General features: G+C 74.0%; 12 protein-coding genes. All 12 read right to left on the bottom strand.

Going from position 1 to position 19236, the window contains the following annotated elements; translation table 11 throughout:
- Positions 1-93: 93 nt before the first annotated feature.
- The 12 genes from ACFVGO_RS32380 to ACFVGO_RS32435 all read right to left on the bottom strand — a co-directional run bounded on the left by ACFVGO_RS32380 (position 94) and on the right by ACFVGO_RS32435 (position 18970).
- Positions 94-2277: an LPXTG cell wall anchor domain-containing protein gene (locus tag ACFVGO_RS32380; RefSeq protein WP_380635645.1), complete on the bottom strand. Its 2184-nt coding sequence runs from the start codon at positions 2275-2277 to the stop codon at positions 94-96.
- 352 nt (positions 2278-2629) lie between these two features.
- Positions 2630-3343 carry an alpha-ketoglutarate-dependent dioxygenase AlkB family protein gene (locus ACFVGO_RS32385; RefSeq protein ID WP_380635647.1) on the bottom strand — a complete coding sequence of 238 codons (714 nt, stop codon included), beginning with the start codon at positions 3341-3343 and terminating at the stop codon, positions 2630-2632.
- A 28-nt stretch (positions 3344-3371) separates the two neighbouring features.
- Positions 3372-3938, bottom strand: coding sequence for a hypothetical protein (locus ACFVGO_RS32390; protein ID WP_359908916.1), 567 nt, complete (start codon positions 3936-3938; stop codon positions 3372-3374).
- Entirely contained in the window at positions 3935-4291 is a 357-nt protein-coding gene (locus ACFVGO_RS32395; RefSeq protein ID WP_380635649.1) for a metal-binding protein, read from the bottom strand. Before ACFVGO_RS32395 ends, ACFVGO_RS32390 begins: the two co-directional genes overlap by 4 nt.
- An 11-nt stretch (positions 4292-4302) precedes the next feature.
- On the bottom strand, positions 4303-4998 hold the full coding sequence (locus ACFVGO_RS32400) for a 2OG-Fe(II) oxygenase (protein WP_359908928.1): 696 nt from the start codon (positions 4996-4998) through the stop codon (positions 4303-4305).
- 367 nt (positions 4999-5365) lie between these two features.
- Positions 5366-6124, bottom strand: coding sequence for a thioesterase II family protein (locus tag ACFVGO_RS32405; protein WP_380635651.1), 759 nt, complete (start codon positions 6122-6124; stop codon positions 5366-5368).
- A 78-nt stretch (positions 6125-6202) separates the two neighbouring features.
- Positions 6203-7438: a cytochrome P450 gene (locus tag ACFVGO_RS32410; protein WP_380635653.1), complete on the bottom strand. Its 1236-nt coding sequence runs from the start codon at positions 7436-7438 to the stop codon at positions 6203-6205.
- Positions 7435-9342 (bottom strand): non-ribosomal peptide synthetase, encoded by a 1908-nt coding sequence (locus ACFVGO_RS32415; RefSeq protein ID WP_359908904.1) that lies wholly within the window; start codon positions 9340-9342, stop codon positions 7435-7437. The genes ACFVGO_RS32410 and ACFVGO_RS32415 overlap by 4 nt, the downstream gene beginning before the upstream one ends.
- Positions 9343-9470: 128 nt before the next feature.
- On the bottom strand, positions 9471-9914 hold the full coding sequence (locus tag ACFVGO_RS32420) for a nuclear transport factor 2 family protein (RefSeq protein ID WP_359908901.1): 444 nt from the start codon (positions 9912-9914) through the stop codon (positions 9471-9473).
- 43 nt (positions 9915-9957) lie between these two features.
- Positions 9958-13104: an amino acid adenylation domain-containing protein gene (locus ACFVGO_RS32425; RefSeq protein WP_380635656.1), complete on the bottom strand. Its 3147-nt coding sequence runs from the start codon at positions 13102-13104 to the stop codon at positions 9958-9960.
- The gene (locus ACFVGO_RS32430) at positions 13101-17174 is read right to left on the bottom strand and encodes an amino acid adenylation domain-containing protein (protein WP_380635658.1); all 4074 of its coding nucleotides are present in this window, start codon (positions 17172-17174) and stop codon (positions 13101-13103) included. The genes ACFVGO_RS32425 and ACFVGO_RS32430 overlap by 4 nt, the downstream gene beginning before the upstream one ends.
- Positions 17171-18970 (bottom strand): condensation domain-containing protein, encoded by a 1800-nt coding sequence (locus ACFVGO_RS32435; protein WP_380635660.1) that lies wholly within the window; start codon positions 18968-18970, stop codon positions 17171-17173. Before ACFVGO_RS32435 ends, ACFVGO_RS32430 begins: the two co-directional genes overlap by 4 nt.
- Between the last annotated feature and the right edge of the window lie 266 nt (positions 18971-19236).

Raw genomic sequence — 19236 nt, forward strand, 5'->3', positions numbered from 1 at the left:
TGGCTAGGGGCGGGGCGCCGGAGGGGGCTGGGGGGGTCAGCCCCCGGGCCTGCTCCCCCCCCCCCCCCCCCACGTCAGGGTCGGGACGGGGTGTCAGTGCCGGTGGCGCCGACGGCGGGAGGCGAGGACGAGGGCCGCACCGCCGAGGAGGACGGCGGCGCCGATGCCGCCGATCAGCGCGACCTGGCTGCCCGTCGCGGCGAGACCGCCGCTACCGCCCGGCTGCTGCGGCTTGCCGGTGGGCGCCGGGTCGACGCCGTTGCCGTCGGTCGCGGTCGGCGAGGGCGCGGAGGTCGGCGTGGTGGAGGGCGACGTGGACGGGGAGGCCGTCGGGGACGGTGCGGACGTGGTCACCGTCACGGTGGCCGTGCATTCCCCGGCCGTCGCACCGGCCGGGCAGTTGCCGCCGGGCCGGTCGGCCACCACGGTGTTGCGCAGCGTGTGGTCCCCGGCGGCGGGGTCCTTCACCTTGACGGTGTAGGTGAGCCGGGCGTTGCCGCCGGCCGGCAGGTCGCCGGTCCAGGTGAGGACCGGCTGCGTGTAGGAGGGGGTGCCGAGGGTGGCGGTGGCGTCGCCGTTGTAGGTGGCGTCGTCGAGGACGGCGCTCAGGTCGTCGGTGACGGTCAGTGCGGTGAGGGGCGTGTTCCCGGTGTTGGTGACGTCCACGTGGTAGGTGACGGTGTCGCCGGGGGCGGCCTGGCTCTTGTCGGCGGTCTTGGTGACCCGGTAGCCGGTGTGCTCGGCGACGGTGTTGCGCACGGTGTTGCTGGTGCGGTGCTGTTCGCGGCCGGTCTGGGTGCCGCGGTAGGCGAGGGAGGCGGTGTCGTCGAGCCTGGTGCCCGGTACGAGGCCGGCGTCGACCCTGGCCCGGAAGGAGACGGTGGTCTCGGCGCCCGGTGCGAGGTCGGCGGTGGGGCAGCTGACGTTGCGTCCGGAGGCGGTGCAGCCGGTGCCGGAGCCGTCGACGTAACTGGTGCCCTGGGGCAGCACGTCGGTCAGGGTGACGCCGGTGGCGGTGTCGAGGTCGGCGGTGGTGCCGTCGGGGTGCCGGTTGGCGATGGTGAAGGTGTAGGTGATCTCGGCTCCGGGGTCGACGAGCCCGGGCGGGTTGTTGGTGGTGGTACCGGCCGGGGTGTTGGCCTTGACGACCTGGAGGTCGGGTTCCAGGGCCTCGACGGCGAGCCAGACCGCCTGGGGGTGCAGCGCGTCGCCCTGGCCGGTGACGCGGAGCACGGCCTGCTTGCTGCCGGCGGGCAGCTTGCCGGTGACGTCGATCGTCCGGGCGTCGTAGCCGACGTTGTTGACCGTGTTCGGGTTGCGGTCGGTCAGGTTGGTGCCAGTGCCGTCGGGCGCGACCCGGTCGATGCGGCTGGTGAAGGCGTTGTCGGGGGCGGGTCCGGTGGCGGTCGGCATCAGCAGCGGTGTCAGCCGGCCGGCGTCGGGGCCGACTTCCAGGGAGTCCCCGGCGATGGGGGCGTCGCCGTCGCCGACGATGACGCCCATGGTGGCGGCCGGTGCGCGGCCGGCCGGGGTGCGGATGCCGTCGAGGGTCATGGTGATGCTGGGCTCGGGCGGGCGGATGAGCTGGTAGCCGTCCCAGACCTGCAGGTAGCGCAGCGGCTCCTTGGCGTCCTCGTAGGCGACGACCAGGGACCATCCGCCCCAGCAGCCGACGTTCTGGCCGCCGAAGTCGGAGGTGGAGGAGCGGCCCTGACAGGCCTGGATGTCGGCCACGGTGTACTCGCCGGAACCGGCCGCCCGCACCAGGTCGGTGACGTCCTTGACGCCCGCGTGGGCGGTGAGCGGGGCCGGGGGCGTGCCGCCGGTCTTCTGGTCGAACCAGTCGTAGGTGTCGGCGGTGAGCCGCTGGTAGCCGGTGGCGCCGGGGACCTTGAACTCGACCTGGTCGGCCTTGGAGGCGTCACCGGAGGTGGACAGCCGCGAGGTTCCGACGGGGTTGGACTGCCAGTACAGCCGGGCGTTGAGCACCTTGGCACCCGGCGGGACGGTCAGGGTGGCCGCGGAGGCGGTGTTCCCGGGGGCCTTGGGGTCGGTCTTGACCCAGTTGACCCGGTTGTTGTTGTAGGCGTTGAGGTCGCAGTCGCTGTCCTCGGGGTCGCAGGAGACCACCGAGTTGGACGCCATCGTGAGGTTGCCGTGCGCCAGCAGGTCCAGCGCCGGCTTCGGACCGATCGGCCGCTGCGCCCCGCTCGTACCGGCCTTCGCCGGCGGTGCCGCGGCGGCGTGCACGGCGAACGGCACGGACGACGCGAGCACGAGCGTCGTGGTGGCGAGAGCCCCGAGTACCGCGCGACCGGGCACGCGCCGGGCCCGGGATCCGGGTATCGGCCGCACCGCGTTCGTGACGGATGGTATGCGGTCGCTCAAGGTAGGTCTCCTGGGAGTGCTTGAGGGTACGGGAGGGTGAGGGGATGCCCTCCGGGCGGGTTCAGGACGATTGGTCCGAATTCATCCGCCGAGGAAGAATATGTCACACACTGACCAGTTTGGGTTAATGCAGCGTTCACAATCGGCGCGCCCGGGGTTGACGCGGCCTCAAGGCCCTGATCCCGGCCGGTGGCCGGGCGGGGGCGGTCACCAGGCGGGGGCGGTCACCGGGCGGGGGCGGTCACCGGGCCGATCCGGTCGGAGCGGGTGCGGGGTCGGTCAGGCCCGTGACGCGCAGGGTGATGTTGAGGCGTCCCCGGGCGGGACCGATGGCGGGGTCGCCGGTGCCGGGGAGGATCTTCGGCACGGCGTGGTACGCGAGGCGGGAGGGGCCGCCGAAAACGAGGAGGTCGCCGGAGGCGAGGGTCAGGTCGGTCCAGGGCCGGTTGCGGCCGCGGGTGTTGCCGAAGCGGAAGAGGCAGGTGTCGCCGATGCTGAGGGAGACCACCGGGGCGAGGGAGCGCTCGTCCTTGTCCTGGTGCATGCCGAGCCGGGCGTCGGCGTCGTAGAAGTTGACCAGCGCGGCGTCGGGTTCGTAGGCGGCGCCCCGGTCGGGGTCCTGGTAGGCGTCGGCCACCGCCCGGCGGCCGAGGTCGGCGAGCCGGTCGGGGAGGCGGGCGACGCGGCGGCCGTTCACGTCGTCGGCGGTGCGGGTGTAGGCGTAGGGCTGCCAGTGCCAGCCCAGGCACACGGTCTGCACGGACATGACGCCACCGCCCGGCAGCCGGGTGTGCCGCATCGGGACGGGGCCGACGGCCCAGGCGCGGCACGCGGCGACGAGCTCGCGCTGCCGGTCGGGGGTGAGCCAGCCGGGCAGGTGGACGGCGCCCGGCGCGATCTCGCGGCGCTCGTAGCCGGCGGGCGGCGGGCCGAACAGCGCGGGGGTGCTGTTCACGCGGCGGCGCCCGGGGCAGGGGTGCTGTTCACGCGGCGGCGCCCGGGGCGGGGGGCGGGAAGGAGGCGGTCCAGCCGGATTCGATGCGCCAGGTGCCGCCGTCCGCGCTCGCGCCGCGCACGCCGTCCAGGACGCCGGGCCCGGCGAGCGCCGCGGCGACCGGCTCGGCGAGGGACGCGAAGCCGAAGGTGCGGTCCGGGCGCCAGGAGGTGCTGTGGCGCAGGCGCCGGGCGAGCTGCGCCCAGCCGAGCGGGGCGGCGGCGATGACGAGGGCGTCGGGTTCCCGGTCGGTGAGGCGCTGGGCGGGCCGCAGCCAGGAGGCGGCCTGTTCGGGCCAGTCGACGACGGCCAGGACGGCGTTGCCGGCGGCGTGCCAGGCGTCGGCGAACGCGGCGGCGGCCGTGCGGGAGGCGTCGTCGCGGCTGTGGCCGATCGCGACGCTGCGCAGGGGTGGGCGGCGGTGCTCGGCGAGCAGGCGCAGCAGGGCGGCGAGTTCGGGGGCGGTGTGGGGGGCGGGTGCGGGGAGGTCGCCGTAGGCGGTGCTCCCGGGTTCGGGAAGGAGCGGGGAGCGGTCGGGGGCGGGGCTGGGGTTCACGGGGTGCGGTCCTTCTGACGGGTCTTCCACTCCCGGTACCTCCCGGGCAGGCACACCGAGCAGGGCCGGTAGGCGGCGGCGATCGCGGTGGCCTCGTCGGCGAAGAAGACGCGGTGGCGCAGGTAGCCGCCGGCGGCGATGGCGCGCAGGGCCGAGGGGCAGTCGAGGCGGCCGTAGCGGCGGCCCCGCCGGTGGCCGCCGAGGGTGCCGGGCGTGGTGCTGGAGTAGGGGCGGTTGTCGGGTCCGGTCAGGGTGTAGCGGCGCGACGGGACCGGGGCGGTGCCGACGGTGGGCGCGGGCGCGGATGTGGGCGCGAGCGCGGGCGCGGGCGCGGGCGTGCCGGTGGCGGCCATGCGGCGGGGGCTCAGGCGTCGTGGAAGACGAGGCCGAGGGCGTGGCGGCGGCCGGTGCGCACGGTGCTGACGCCGTGGCGGACGGGGCCGGCGCGGTGGCCGCGGGCGGAGGGGACGGGGCGGTCGCGGGTGGTGAAGATCAGGCCGTGCCCCTGGGGAAGGACGGTGGCGGTGCCGCGGGACTGGGCGCGGGGACGCTGTTCGACGAGGAGGAACTCGCCGCCGGTGTAGTCGGTGCCGTGGGCGTCGAGGCCGATGACGACCTGGAGGGGGAAGACGAGGTCGCCGAAGACGTCGCGGTGCAGGGCGTTCCAGTCACCGGGGCCGTAGCGCAGCAGGATCTGGGAGCTCTTGTCCTGGCCGGCGGCGTGGCACCTGGCGGTCCAATCGGCGAGGGTGTCGGGCCAGGGGGCGGGGCGGCCGAGCTTGTCGGCCCAGGCGCGGGCGACGGTGAGCAGGCGGGGGTAGAGGGCTTCGCGCAGGGCGGCGACGGGTTCGGGCAGGTCGTGGGTGAAGTAGCGGTACTGGCCGGAGCCGAAGCGGTGGCGGGCCATGTCGACGGTGGTGCGGAACAGTTCGGGCCGGTCGTAGAGCGCGGCGAGCTCCCGGCACTGGGCGGGCGACAGCAGCGGCTCGGTGAGCGCCGCACCGTCCCGGTCCAACTGCTCGTGCACGCCCTGCCAGTCGAGAGAGTCGAGCGCGGGCAGGACGGCCGGGACCGGGGCGGGCGCCGCGGTGGTGGGCGCGTCGGCGGTGAGGAGGGTGTCGTTCACGGGAGGGATCCTTGGACGGGCGGGGACGAGCGAGGGCATGGGCCCGCGGACCGGGAGGGCCGCGGGCACCGCACGGTCGGGCTGTTCCGATCGTCGCCCTGGACGGGGCCGCGTGCTGGCGGCATTCGGACACCGCGTCGGGCACCGCATCCGATGGATGGCGGGTCCGGGGCCGCCCGACCGGCGAAGGGGCCGGAATCACGCTCGCGGACAAACGTCGGGCCCATCGGGTCCGCGCCGAGGGCGTACCGGCTCCACCGCTCCCCCGCCGCTCCACCGCTGCTCGCACTCGGATCCGGTGTCAGGGCGTGCGGGACCGGGTGGGCGTCAGATCCGCGACCAGGAGCGCCAGGAGTTCCGCCGGCGCCTCGATGAAGCGGTAGTGGCCTCCCTCCAGGAGTTCGAAGGTCGTTTCGCCGCAGGCCGGCCAGCCGGTCATCAGCGACGGCTCGATGCCCGTGTCCCCGGTCCAGCCGATGGCGGTGATCGGGCACGGCAGCCGGACCGGCTCGGCCACGTGGTACCGCTTGTTCATGTCGACGTCGTTGCGCAGGACGCCGAGGTAGAGCGCGAGCAGGCTCGGTTCCAGGGTGCCGCCCAGTTCCGCGACGAGCCGGCGCAGTTCGGCGGCCAGCTCGTCGTCGCTCATGCCGAGGAAGCGGCCGTAGGGTCCGTCCTGCGGCGCGACCTCGGAGGAGACGAACAGCCGGGTCGGGGCGGGGCAGCCCCGCTGGACCAGCCGTACGGCGGTCTCGTACGCCGCCAGCGCGGAGCCGCAGTGCCCGAACAGGGCGTAGGGGCGGTCCAGGTGGGGGCGCAGCGCTTCGCAGAGGTCGTCGGCCAGCGCCTCGTAGGTGGTGTGGGCGGGCTCGCGCATCCGGTTCTCCCGGCCGGGCGGCTGCACGGGGCAGACCTCGACGCCGTCGACCTGTGACGGCCACTGGCGGTACATGCTCGCACCGCAGCCGGAGTAGGGCAGGCAGAACAGCCGCGCCGGTGCCACCGGCGACGGCTCGCGCAGGAACCACTTGTTGCGGGTACGGACCGTCGGAGCGTCCACTGATGACCTTCCGGGTGGGGGGTTTCTTCTCGGGTTCGGCAGCGGCGGTGGCAGCGGCCGGGGTGACGGCTCCGGCTCCTAGCGGATCCGCGCGGTGATCGGCAGGTGCGTGAAGCCCGCGATGATGTTCGAGCGCATGCGCCGCGGCGTCCCGGCGGGTTCGAAGCCGGTGAACCGGCCGAGCAGTTCGGCGAAGAGGATCCGCAGGGCCACCCGTGCGACGGTGTGTCCGATGCAGTAGTGCGCGCCGACGCCGAACGCGATGTGCTTGTTGGGCCGCCGCCGGATGTCGAAGGTGTCCGGATCGGCGAACACGGTCTCGTCGCGGTTGGCCGACGCCAGCCACACGACGACGGCGTCCCCCGCGCGGATCGGCACGCCCCGGATCTCGACGTCGCGGGTGGCGTGGCGCATGAAGTGCTGGGTGGGCGAGGCCCACCGCAGTGCCTCCTCCACGCCGCTGCCGAGCAGTTCCGGGTGGGCCGCCCAGTCGTCCAGGACGGCGGTCCCGGCCAGTTCGGCCATCGCCGCGATCGGCGGCTGGGCGGTGGTGACGGTCGCTCCGAGCAGCAGGCTGTAGCAGTTGGACACGATCTCGCCCGGCGACAGTCGGCGTCCGTCGAGTTCCATGGTGAGCAGCACGCTGATCAGGTCGCCGCCCGGTGCGCGCCGGCGCGCGGTGACGAGGTCCTGGAAGTAGGCGAACAGTTCGCGGTGGGCGGTCACGAGGGTGGCCGCCGGTCCGGCGGCGAGCTGGAACTCGGGGTCGTCCGCGGCGATGCAGGCGTGGGCGAGCCGGACCAGCCGCGGCCAGTCCTGCTCCGGCAGCGCCATCATGGTGCCGATCACCGCCATCGGCAGGGTGGCCATGGCGGCGGCGAAGTCGTACGGGCCTCCGTCGGCCAGCGGCCGGAGCAGTTCGACGACGGCCCGGCGGATCGCCTCCCGGTCGTTCTCCACCGTCTTGATCGACAGCGCCTGCTGCAGCGGGCCGCGCAGGCGCGAGTGCCGGGGCGGGTCGGTCACGGCCATCTGCCGGCCGCCGGCGGGGTCGCCCTTGCCGAGGAGGTTGAGCAGGGTGCCCTGTTCGGAGGTGAACGTGTCGTGGTCGCGCAGTACCCGGTTGGCCTCGGCGTGGGCGACGATCGACCAGTAGCCGATGTCGCCGACCGGCTGCCAGCTCACCGGGGCGTCGCGGCGCAGCCGTCGCCACGCCTCGTGCGCCCCGCCCGAGAGGTAGAGGTCGGGGTCGATCAGATCGACCGGCCGCGGGGCGAGGACCGGGCAGCGCGTGGTCGGGGGAACCGCCGTCATCGGGGCTGCCCCTCCCCCGCCCCGTCGGCCGGGTCCCCCGTCGGGCCGTCCGTCGGGCCGTCCGGGCCCGGCGTCCGCATCCGGGCGGTGAGGGCCGTCGCCAGCTCGGCGACGGTCGGCGACAGGTACAGGGTCTGCGCGGGCAGGTCCACGTCGAACTCGCGCTGGGTGGCGACCAGGAGGTCGGTGGCCAGCAGGGAGTGTCCGCCGAGGTCGAAGAAGTCGTCGTCGACGCCGACCGGTTCGACGCCGAGGGCGTCGCCCCACAACTCGGCCAGTCGCGTCTGCACCTCGGTGAGGGGCGGGACGAACTCGTTGGGCACGTTGCGCGGCACCCGGGTGGCGGTGGGCAGGGCCCGGCGGTCGATCTTGCCGTTGCGGTTCACCGGCAGCTCGGGACGGACGAGGATCGCCCAGGGGATCAGGTAGCCCGGCAGCCGGTCCCGCAGTTCGTGGCGCAGCCGCCGGCCGAGCTCGGCGTTGCCCGCCGGATCGGGTTCCGCGGGCACGACGTAGGCCAGCAGCCGGGTGCCGCCCGCCGGGTCGGGCTGCGGCAGCACGACCGCGTGCCGCACCCCGGCGAGCCGTTCCAGCTCGACCTCGACGGCGCGCGGTTCGGCGCGGTAGCCCTGGACCTTGACCTGGTCGTCCGCACGTCCGACGAACTCCAGGGTGCCGTCGGGCAGCCATCGCACGAGGTCGCCGGTCCGGTACATCCGGGCGCCCGGCTCGCTCCCGAACGGGTCGGGCAGGAACCGTTCGGCCGTGGCGGCCGGGCGGCCCAGGTAGCCGCGGGCCAGGCCCGCCCCGGCCACGTACAGTTCCCCGCACTCGCCGACGGGCACCGGGCCGAGGTCGCCGTCGAGCACGGCGACCCTGGTGCCGCTGATCGGGCGGCCGATCGGCACGCTCCGCAGCTCCGGGAGGGTGCTGCTGGTCCAGCAGGTCGTGTACGTGGTGTTCTCGGTCGGTCCGTAGCCGTTGGTGAAGAGCAGCTCCGGGTGGCGGGCCAGCAGGTGCTGGACGTGGTTCGGCGAGGCCACGTCGCCCCCGGTGAGGACGTGCCGCACGTCGGCGAACGCCTCCGGGTGGGAGCTCGCCATCTGGTGGAAGAGCCCGGTGGTCAGCAGCAGGACCGTGACGCGCTCGGCCCGGACGAGGCGCGCCACGTGCTCCAGCGTGATGGCGACCGGCGGGAAGAGGACCAGTCGGCAGCCGTTGACGAGGGGGGCCCAGATCTCGAACGTGGACGCGTCGAACGCGACCGGCGCGAGGTGGAAGAAGACGTCCTCGGCGCGGACGTCCATCCAGTCCGCGCCCCGGACGAGCCGGTCGATCGCCCGGTGGGGCACGCCGACGCCCTTGGGCTCGCCGGTGGAGCCCGAGGTGTAGCTGACGTAGGCGAGCCGGTCCGGGTCGCCGGGGCGGGCCGGAGCCGCCGGCCCGGTGGCCGGCTCCGGCGCCGGGCGGCCTTCCGTCACCGTGACGACGGTGCCGGGCAGTTGCTCCCGCAGGGCCTCCTCGGTGATCACCATGCCCGCGCCCGCGTCCTTGAGCAGCAGCGCGTGGCGGCTCGCCGGGTCGTCCGGTTCGAGTCCGAGGTACGCCCCGCCCGCGACGAGGACGGCGAGCAGGGCCACGATCAGCTCCGGCGAGCGCGGCACCAGCACGCCCACGACGTCCTCCTGCGCCAGTCCGGCCGCTCGCAGTCGCCCGGCGAGCCGGTGGGCGCGGTCGTTGAGCTGCTGGTAGGTCAGGGTCCGTCCGTCGCAGGTGACGGCGGGCGCGTGCGGGGCCCGTTCCGCCTGTTCGGCGACCAGCTCGTGGATCGCCCGGGCGTCGAACGGCGGCCGTCCGCTGCCGACGAACGCCGGGATGTCGGAGGTGAAGACGGTCTTGGTCAACTGCTTCCCGCTTTCCTGTGCTGAAGTGTCCCCGTCGGGGTTGAACGCGCGGCCGCGTGGGCCGTCGCCGTTGGCGCCGCTGCAGCTGCTGTAGCTGCTGCGGCCGCTGGAGCTGCTGGAGCCGCGGCTCAGACCGCGGGCACGTGGAAGAAGGTGTCCCGCGCGGCGATGCGGCCCTGCGGCGTCATCCGGAAGAAGTCCGCGAACCGCAGCTCGACCTCACCGCCGTCGTGCAGCACGCCGCGGAACAGGCCGTGCACCGCCACCTCGTCGTCGGTCGTGACCACGGTGGCCAGGGTGTGCACGCCGGTGCGGATCACCCGCTGGTCGCGGTAGAAGCGTTCCAGTTCGGCGTGCCCGACCATGGGTCGGTACCCGGGGCGGTGGTAGCGGGCGTCCGGGGTGAACAGGGCGACCAGCGCGGGCACGTCCCCGGCGTCGACGAGCTGGTAGTACCGGCGGACCTGGGAGACTCCCAGCGCCGGGGCCGTCGGGGGTGCTGCCGCGATCGGGGTTTCAGGTGGTACCGGCGCTGCCGGTGTCTCGTCGGGCTGGGAGAGGGTGTGGGCCATGCCGAGGTGCTTCCTGTGATCGCTGTCGGAGCTGTCGGAGCTGTCAGAGTCGTGTGCGTGGTGCGAGGTCCGGTACGGCCGCGGAGTCCGGGGCGTCGTCGAGCGCGTCGACCAGGCGCGCCGGCGTGGGCGCCTGGAACAGGGCGCCGAGGGTGAGTTCGCGGCCGAACCCCACCCGCACCCGGTTGACCAGCCTGGTCGCGAGCAGGGAATTGCCGCCCAGCGCGAAGAAACCGTCGTCGACGCCCACCGTGGGCCGGCCGAGCACCTCGGCGAACAGCGCGCACATCGTCCGCTCCGCCGGGGTGCGCGGCCCGGGGCCGGACGGCGCCGGTGCGGGGTCCGGGACGGGCAGCGCGGCCCGGTCGATCTTCCCTCTGGGGGTCAGGGGAAAGGCGTCGAGCGTGACGATCACCGAGGGCACCATGTAGTCCGGCAGCGCCGCCGAGGCGTGCTCCCGCACCGACGCCGGGTCGAGCGCCGGGTCCCCGGCCGGGACGACGTAGCCGATCAGACGCCGGCCGGGCGGGGCACCCGGGCCGGCGACCACGGTCGCCTGGGCGACGGCAGGGTGCCCGGCCAGCACCGCCTCGATCTCGCCCAGCTCGATGCGGAAGCCGTGGAGCTTGACCTGCTCGTCCGCGCGGCCGAGGAACTCCAGCTCCCCCTCGGCGTTCCAGCGGACCACGTCGCCCGTGCGGTACATCCGCTCCCCCGGTTCGCCGAACGGGCACGGCACGAACTGGCCGGCCGTCCGGCGGGGGTCGTTCAGGTACCCGCGCGCCACGCCCGCACCGGCGACGTGCAGCATGCCGGCCACCCCCGGCGGCACCGGCGACAGCGCCTCGTCCAGGACGTACACCCGCCTGTTGTCCATCGGCCGGCCGAGGGGGACGACGTCGGGCACGGCCTCACCGGGGCGGAGCACCCGGCGGGTGGTGAAGGTGGCGGCTTCGGTCGGGCCGTACCCGGCGACCACCACGGAGTCCGGACACCGTGCCAGGACGCGCCGTACCGCGTCGGCCGGCACGATGTCACCGCCGGTCCACACCTGGCCGACCCCGGCCAGTGTGCCGGGGGACTCCTCGGCGAACACCCGGAACAGCCCGGCCGTCAACCACAGCGTGCCGACCCGGTGGTCGACGATCAGCCGGTGGAGGTCGGAGAGCGTCAGCTCCCCGGGCGGGGCCACGACCACCCGGCCCCCGTTGAGCAGCGGCACCCACCACTCGAAGGTCGAGGCGTCGAAGGCGTGCGGGGAGTGCGCGAGCACGCGCGGGCCGTCCTGTTCGCGCCAACAGCCTTGCGCGGTCAGGCTGATGACGTTGCGGTGGCTCAGGGCCACGCCCTTCGGCGTGCCCGTGGAGCCCGAGGTGTACAGCACGCACGCCAGGTGGTCCGGGCGCAGCGGCACGACGGGATCGGTGGCCGGCTCGTCGGCGAGGCCGGGGTCGGCGTCGACGACGACCTCCGGTGTGCCGTGGGACGGTTCGTGCTCCCGGGTGGCCCGGTGGGTGAGCAGCACCGCCGCCCCGGTGTCGTCCAGGACGCGCCGCAGGCGGGCCGTCGGGGCCCGGGTGTCCAGCGGCACGTAGGCGCCGCCGGCCTTGCCGATCGCCAGGACCGCCACCACCACGTCGGCGGAGCGTTCCATGAGCACGGCCACCGTGCTGTCGCAGCGGACGCCCAGGGCGATGAGCCGGTGGGCCAGCCGGTTGGCGCGGGCGTTCAACTCCGCGTAGGACAGGGTGGTTTCCCCGCACACCACGGCGGGCGCGTCGGGTGTGCGCGCGGCCTCGGCCGCGAAGGCCAGCGGCACCGTCGGGTGCGGCAGGGGCCGCGTGGTGCGGTTGGCGGCCACGACGGTCCGGTGCCGTTCCTCGGGGGTGAGGAGGTCGGGCCGGCCGATCGGCCGGTCCGGGTCGGCGGCCACCGCGTTCAGGAACCGGAGGAACCGCTGCTGGTGGGAGGCGAGTTCGGCCTCTGAGTAGAGCGCGGGGTTCGCGTCGACGTCGAGCCGGGGCTCGGTGCCGTCGGAGCGGTCGTAGACGGAGAACGAGAGGTCCTCGACCGGCCCGTTGGACAGGTTGTGCACGGTGGCCCGGACCCCCGCGAAGTCCAGGTGGTAGTAGAAGGACATGATGTTGACGACGGGCCCGAAGAGGACCCGCTCCGAGCGTGCGGGGTCCAGCTCCCTGCGCAGGTCCTCGGTGCGGTGGCGCTGGTGCGGGCGCTGGGCGGCGACCTCCTCAGCCACCTGTCGCGCGAGGGCGGACAGACCCTGTCCGGGGTGCACGCTCAGCCGCAGCGGCACCACGTTCGCCACCATGCCGGGGACGGTCGGCACGGAGGAGCCGGTGCGCCCGGTCACCGGCATGCTGAGCACGATGTCCCGTTCGCCGCTGAGGCGGTGGAGGTACGCGGCGACCGTCGCGGTGAAGGCGGTGGGCCAGCTCGCCCCGGCGGGTCGCGCGGCCCGTCGCAGCGCGGCCAGGGTCGGTGCGTCGAGGCTGCCGGTACGGCGCAGGAAGCCGTCCGAGGCGGCCGCCGAGCGGCTGGCGAGGCTGACCGGGTCCGGTCGGCCGGCCAGCCGGGCCGCCCAGAACTTCCGGTCCCGCTCCGGCTGTTCGGAGGCGTGGTGGGCGGCGTCGTGCGCCAGCAGGGCGCTCAGCGGCCCGAAGGCCGGTCCTGTCCCGTCCCTGCCCTCGACCAGTCCGGTGTAGGTCTTGGCGACGCGGCGCGCGATGAGCGACATGCTGAAGCCGTCGACCACGATGTGGTGGACGCGCTGGTACCAGAGGAAGCGGTCCGGCGCGACGGTGAACAGGGCCTGGCGGAACAGCGGGTCCCGGGTGAGCCCGACCGGCGTGGACAGGTCGGCGCGCATCCAGCGCTCGGCCGCCCGCAGCGGATCCGGTGTCGACGTGAGGTCGACGTGGTGCATCGTCCAGTCGGGCGCCGGGGTGACGACCTGCCGGGGGCCGTCGGCACCGTCGGTGAGGCGGACCCGCAGTGACTCGGTCTCGTCCACCACGCGACGCACGGCCGTCTCGAACAGCTCCGGGTCGATCGGCCCGGGGATGTCCACGTACTCGCCGGTGTTGTAGGCGGGGCTGCCGGGGCGCAGGTGGTGGGCGAACCAGATGCCGGACTGCGCCGACGACAGCGGCAACTCGTGTCCGTCACTCATCCGAGCTCCTCCAGGACGGCCGACAGCGCGTCGGCGAAGGGGGCGACGTGCGGCGGCGACAGCATGTCGTGGTGGTTGCCGGGGACCTCGACCACGCTCAACGCCCCCCGGGTGCGGTCCTGCCACCGGGCGGGGACCACGACCGGGGCACCGAGTTCGGGGTGGGTCTCGGCGCTCGTGAACAGGTGGATCGGTGTCCGCAGCCGTGCTGCCGACCGGTAGCGCCGGGCGGCGGCGCCGTTGGTGGTGAACACCCGTGCCATGCGCCGCAGTTGTTCGGTTCGCGCCCGCTCGGGCAGGCGCTCACGGCCGTCGGCGTCGTGGAGCAGCAGCGAGAGGGCGGCCTGCTCGTCGAGCTCGTGGAGGTCCCCGTCCGCCCCGTCGTCGGCTCCAGTGGTGGACGCGGGCGCTCCGACGTCGATGATCCCGAGGAATCCCGGGGGGTTCCCCTGCTCCTCCAGCAGGCGGGCCATCTCGAAGGCGACCAGCCCGCCGAAGGACCAGCCGGCCAGCAGGTACGGGCCGTCGGGCAGCACGGACCGCAGCTCCCGCAGGTAGCGCTGCGCCTGCTTCTCGACGGTGGCCAGGGGCGGCTCGTCGGTGTTGTAGCCGACGGCCTCCAGGCCGTGGACGGGCCGGGCGCCCGCAGGGGATTCGGTGAGGCGCTCGGTGAGCTGTCCGGCGAGGTGGAGGAAGGAGCACACGTCGCCGCTCTGCGGGTGCACCAGGATCAGCGGCGCCCTGCGGCGGTCCCCCTCTGCCAGCGGGACGACGATCCGGCGCAGGGCCCGGGACGCGTTGGGCAGTTCCGCGCACAGGCCCTCGACGGTGGGATGGCGGAACACCGTGTTCAGCGGCACGGTGACCCCCCACTCCCGCCGGATCGCCTCCACGAGCTCGACCGCCCTGAGCGAGTGCCCGCCCAGCGCGAAGAAGTCGTCCCGGACGCCGACCCGCGGGGTGCCCAGCACACGCTCCCAGATCCCGGTCATCAGGAGTTCCGGCAGGTCCCGCGGCGGTAGCGCACCCGCCCCGTGGCCGTGGCGGGCGGGCGCGGGCAGGGCCCCGCGGTCCACCTTGCCGTTGGTGGTCAACGGGATCCGGTCGAGTGCGGTCAGCGTCGTGGGCACCATGAACTCGGGCAGGGTCTCGCGCAGGGAGCGCCGCAGGTCCCCCAGGTCACCGGGCCGGTCCTGCCACACCAGGTAGCCGGCCAGTTCGGCGTCCGTCCCGCCGCCGCGCACCGTCACCGCGGCCCTGGCGACACCGGGCCGCGCGCACAGCGCGGCCTCGATCTCGCCCAGCTCGATCCGGTATCCCCGGATCTTCACCTGCTCGTCGGTGCGGCCGAGGAAGACGAGGCTGCCGTCCGGCAGGTACCGCGCCAGGTCGCCGGTCCGGTACAGCCGGCCGCCGGCCGCACCGAAGGGATCCGGCACGAAGCGCTCGGCGGTCAGCCCCGGCCGGTTGGCGTACCCGCGGGTGACGCCGACCCCGCCGATGTGGATCTCCCCCGGTACGCCGACCGGCACCGGGGCGCCCGCCGGGTCCAGCAGGTGGATCCGGAGGTTGCCGAGCGGCCGGCCGATCGGCACGGACCCGCCCGGCCGGGCCAGGTCCCGTTCGGCGTCCACGCGCCGGGTGACACAGCCGACGGACGCCTCGGTGGGACCGTAGCCGTTCCACAGCGTGGAGACCCGGTCGAGGAGCCGCCGGGCCAGGGCGGGCTGGAGCGGTTCACCCACGCAGATCGCCTGGAACCGGCCGCCCTGCCATCCGCCGTCCAGCAGCAGGAGCCAGGTGGCGGGTGTGGCCATGAGCGTGGTGACGCCGAACTCGCGCATCATCTCCGTCAGGCGCGGGCCGTCGACGGCGACCTCCGACGGGGCGATCACCACGCTCGCGCCCCAGGCCAGGGGCATGAGCACCTGCGGGACGATGACGTCGAAGGAGATCGAGGCCACCGAGGCGACGACGTCGTCCCCGCCGAGGTCCAGCTGCCGGCCGCGGACCACCAGGTAGTTGACCACGCCCTCGTGCGGGACCAGCACGGCCTTGGGGCGGCCGGTCGAACCGGAGGTGTAGATCGAGTACGCCAGGTTGGCGGGCGTCGCGAGCGGTGGCAGCGGGTCCGCAGGCCGGGCCGCGATGAGCCGGGCCTCGGTGTCCATCCGCACCGTCGCGGCGCCGTGGTTCGGGAGCCGGTCGGCCAGGGAGTCCTGGGTGAGCAGCAGCGGCACGTCGGCGTCGGCGAGCATGAAGGACATGCGCCGTGCCGGGAGGTCCGGGTCCAGCGGCAGGTAGGCGGCGCCCGACTTGAGGACGGCCAGCAGGGCCACGACCAGGTCCGCCGAGCGCGGCAGGCACACGCCGACCAGGCGTTCCGGCCTCGCTCCCCGGGCTCGTAGGTGCCGGGCCAACCGGTTGGCCCGGCGGTCGAGTTCCCGGTAGGTCAGCCGCTCGGCGCCGCAGCGGACCGCCACCGCGTCGGGGGTCAGCCGGGCCCGCTCCTCGACCAGCTCGTGCACGCAGAGGTCCGCGGGAAAGGGTTCGTCGGTGGCGTTGGCGGCCACCAGCAGCGCCTCGCGTTCGGCCTCGGTGAGCAGTTCCAGGCGCGAGACGGGACGGTCGGGATCGCCGGACGCGGCGTCCAGCAGCCGGAGGTAATGGCCGACCAGGCGCTCCACGCTCGCGCGGTCGAACAGATCGGTGTCGAAGGCCACCGTCCCGGTCGTCCCGCCCGGGCCGGCCGGCCCGTCGGCGATCACCAGGCTGAGGTCGACCTTGGCCGTGCCGTTGTCGACCTCGATCCGTTCGACCTCCGTCCCCACCAGCCGGAGGGAGGCGGTCGGGTCGGACAGACCGGCGAACATCACCTGGAACAGCGGGTTGCGGTCGAGACCGCGGGCCGGCCGCAGCTCCTGCACCAGCCGTTCGAACGGCACGTCCTGGTGCGCGTAGGCGTCCGCGGCGGTCCGGCGGACCCGATCGAGCAGCTCGGCGAAGCTCGGGTCGCCCGCGAGGTCGGTGCGGATGACCACGGTGTTGATGAACGAGCCCACCAGCTGGTCGAGTTCCGGACGGTTCCGGCCCGCGACCGGAGTGCCGACCGCCACGTCCGACTGCCCGCTGTAGCGGGCGAGCAGGGCCTGGAACGCGGCGAGCAGCGTCATGAACATCGTCGCGCCGTGCCGCCGGCCCAGCAGCCGCAACCGCCCGGCCAGTTCCTCGGGCACCGTGAAGGTGATCCGCTCGCCCCGGCCCGCGCGGACCGGACCGCGCGGGCGGTCGGTGGGCAGGTCCAACGGCGACAGCCCGGACAGCTGTGCGCTCCAGTAGTCCAGTTGGCGCTGCAGGCGTTCGCCGGAGAGGCGGGCCCGCTGCCAGTGGGCGAAGTCCGCGTACTGGATCCGCAAGGGCGGCAGCTCGTGCTCGCGGCCTTCCAGCCGGCTCCGGTACATCGCCGACAGGTCGTCCCACAGCAGCGGCATCGACCAGCCGTCGACCGCGATGTGGTGGACGACCACCACCAGGACATGCTCGTCCTCGTCGACCCGCAGCAGTGCCGCGCGCAGCAGTGGGGCGGTGGCCAGGTCGAACGGGCGCAGGATCTCGGCGTGGACGAGATCGAGGACCAACTGCGTCCGGCGGTCCGCGGGCTCGGCCCGCAGGTCCGTGACGGGCAGGTCGAGCGGCCGGGCCGGCTCGACCGAGGGGACGGGGCGCCCGTCCTGCTCGGGGAAGGCGGTGCGCAGGACTTCGTGGCGCCGCACCAGCTCGGTGAGGCCGTGGCCGAGGGCGGCCACGTCCAGCGGGCCGTGCAGCCGGAAGACCTCGTGGACGTTGTACATCGCGGGGCCGTTGGACAGCCGCTCGATCAGCCACATGCGTTCCTGGGTGAACGAGGTCACCTGCGCGCCCGCCGGGCGGCGTGGGACCGCGTCCCCCGGCTCGCCCTCGGCGGCCCTGCTCCGGGCCGCGCGGACGCGTTGGTCCAGCAGGGCCCGGGTGGTGGCCGGAGTGGAGCCGGTCGGTCGGCCGGGCTCGGATCGACTGTGCGGTGCCTTCACGGGTGACGGGCCTTTCCGGCGGGGAGCGGTTCGGCTTCGGCGGTAAGCGGTTCGGCGTCGGCGTCGGCGTCGGCGGGGAGCGGTTCCGCTTCGGCGGGAAGTGGTTCCGCTTCGGCGGCGCCGAGGTCCGCCAGCAGCGCCGCGTCGACGGCGTCGGCGAGTTCGGCGACGGTCGGGTGGAAGAACAGCAGGGTGACCGGCAGTTCGAGGTCGAGTGCCCGGCCGAGTCGGGACATGATCTTCGACGCGAGGAGCGAATGGCCGCCCAGCTCGAAGAAGTCGCCGTGCACGTCGTCCGGGGCGGCACCGAGCACCTCGGCCCAGGTCTCCAACACGAGAAGCTCGGTCTCGGTCGCGGTCCGTACGACGGGAGCGCCGGCCCCGTCGGCATCGGACTGCGGGGCCGCGGGCGGCACGGCGGGAGTGGCGGGGGCGGAGCGGCTCGCACGGAGGCCCGGAGGGGTCTCCCACGCCGATATCGGCCGTTCGGGACTGCCGACGAGCTGGTCGAGCAGCGCCCCGAAACCCTCGGAGAGTCGCCGCACCGTGTCGCGGTCGAAGAGGTCGGTGGCGTAGCGGATGACGCCGGTGATGCGGTCTCCGCGGTCCGTCAGGGAGACCTCGATGTCGAACTTCGCCACCTCGTTCGGTATCCGATGGTCGCTCACCTCGATCCCCGGGAGGCCGGACGGGAGCGCCGGCGGATCCTCCAGCTGGAACATGACGGTGAACAGGGGGTGCTGGCCCAGATCGCGTTCGGGCCGCAGCTCCTGCACCAGCCGTTCGAAGGGGACGTCCTGGTGGGCGTAGGCCTCCACCGCGCACCGCCGCACCCGGGCGAGCACGTCGGTGAAGCCGGGGTCACCGGACAGGTCGGTGCGCAGGACGAGCGTGTTGACGAAGAAGCCGATCAGCGGCTCCAGCTCGATCCGGGTCCGTCCGGAGATCGGCGTCCCCACCGTCACGTCGGCCTGTCCCGTGCAGCGCGCCAGCAGGACCTGGAAGGCGGCCAGCAGCGTCATGAACGGCGTGACCTCGTGGGCGCGCCCCAGTGCGCGGACGCGGTCGGCGAGTTCGGCGGGAATCTCGATCTCGACCTGGTCGCCCCGGCCCGACCACACCGCGGGGCGGGCCCGGTCCGTCCGGAGCACCGACGGGCTCAGGTCGGCCAAGTGCTCTCGCCAGTATGCGAGTTGGTTCTGCAGCGCCGTTCCGTCCTGGTGGCTCCGTTGCCAGTCCGCGAAATCGGCGTACTGGACGGGAAGGTCCGCCAGGGCGATCGGCCGGCCTTCGACGGCGGCACCGTACCCGGCGGAGATCTCCTGCCACAGCACCGACAACGACCAGCCGTCACAGGCGATGTGATGGATCACCAGGAGCAGCAGGTGGTCGTCGGGGGCGGTGCGGATCAGCCGGGCCCGCAGCATCGGAGCGGTCCCGAGGTCGAACGGGGTCGCCAGATCGGCGGCCACCAGCTCCCGGACCCGCTGCCGGGCCTGCTCCGCCGGGGCGTGCGCCAGATCGGTGATCGTCGGCACGAAGGTCTCGACCGGGTCCGTGACGTGGCACGGGCCGTCGTCGGTGTCGACGATCCTGCCGCGCAACACCTCGTGGCGCCGCACGACTTCGGTCAGCGCCCGGACGAGCGCGCCCTGGTCCAGCCGGCCGCGCAGGCGAACCGCGGTCGGGACGTTGTGGTCCGGCCGACCCGGCCGCAGCCGGTCGAGGAACCACAGCCGTTGCTGGGCGAAGGACAACAGGGTCGGAGCGTGCGCGCGCCGATCGGAGCCAGGCATGACGGATCCACCTTTCACGGCGATCGGGAACGCTCGAACGCCCCGGAAATACCCTCGCCGATTCGCTTCATCGCGATCAGTACGGCGGATAGTAGGCAGCTCCCGTCTCACTCCGCAAGACAGGAAACGGGGTTGCAGGCATCAAGACAATCTTTACGCCAGTCCACCGGATTCCTTATGTAGATCGAACACGCTCGACGGCTAGCATCGGCGCGATCGGCCGCGAAACCGTCTCTGACGTGCCGTCATGACGCGGATCGAGCAAC

This window comes from Kitasatospora sp. NPDC057738 (genome assembly GCF_042798815.1).
Lineage (GTDB): Bacteria > Actinomycetota > Actinomycetes > Streptomycetales > Streptomycetaceae > Kitasatospora > Kitasatospora lactacystinica.

Excerpts from the sequence above, each read along its gene's own strand:
- ACFVGO_RS32395 (WP_380635649.1), bottom strand. The coding sequence starts at position 4,291 with ATGGCCGCCACCGGCACGCCCGCGCCCGCGCCCGCGCTCGCGCCCACA.
- ACFVGO_RS32410 (WP_380635653.1), bottom strand. The coding sequence starts at position 7,438 with ATGACGGCGGTTCCCCCGACCACGCGCTGCCCGGTCCTCGCCCCGCGG.
- ACFVGO_RS32420 (WP_359908901.1), bottom strand. The coding sequence starts at position 9,914 with ATGGCCCACACCCTCTCCCAGCCCGACGAGACACCGGCAGCGCCGGTA.
- ACFVGO_RS32425 (WP_380635656.1), bottom strand. The coding sequence starts at position 13,104 with ATGAGTGACGGACACGAGTTGCCGCTGTCGTCGGCGCAGTCCGGCATC.
- ACFVGO_RS32435 (WP_380635660.1), bottom strand. The coding sequence starts at position 18,970 with ATGCCTGGCTCCGATCGGCGCGCGCACGCTCCGACCCTGTTGTCCTTC.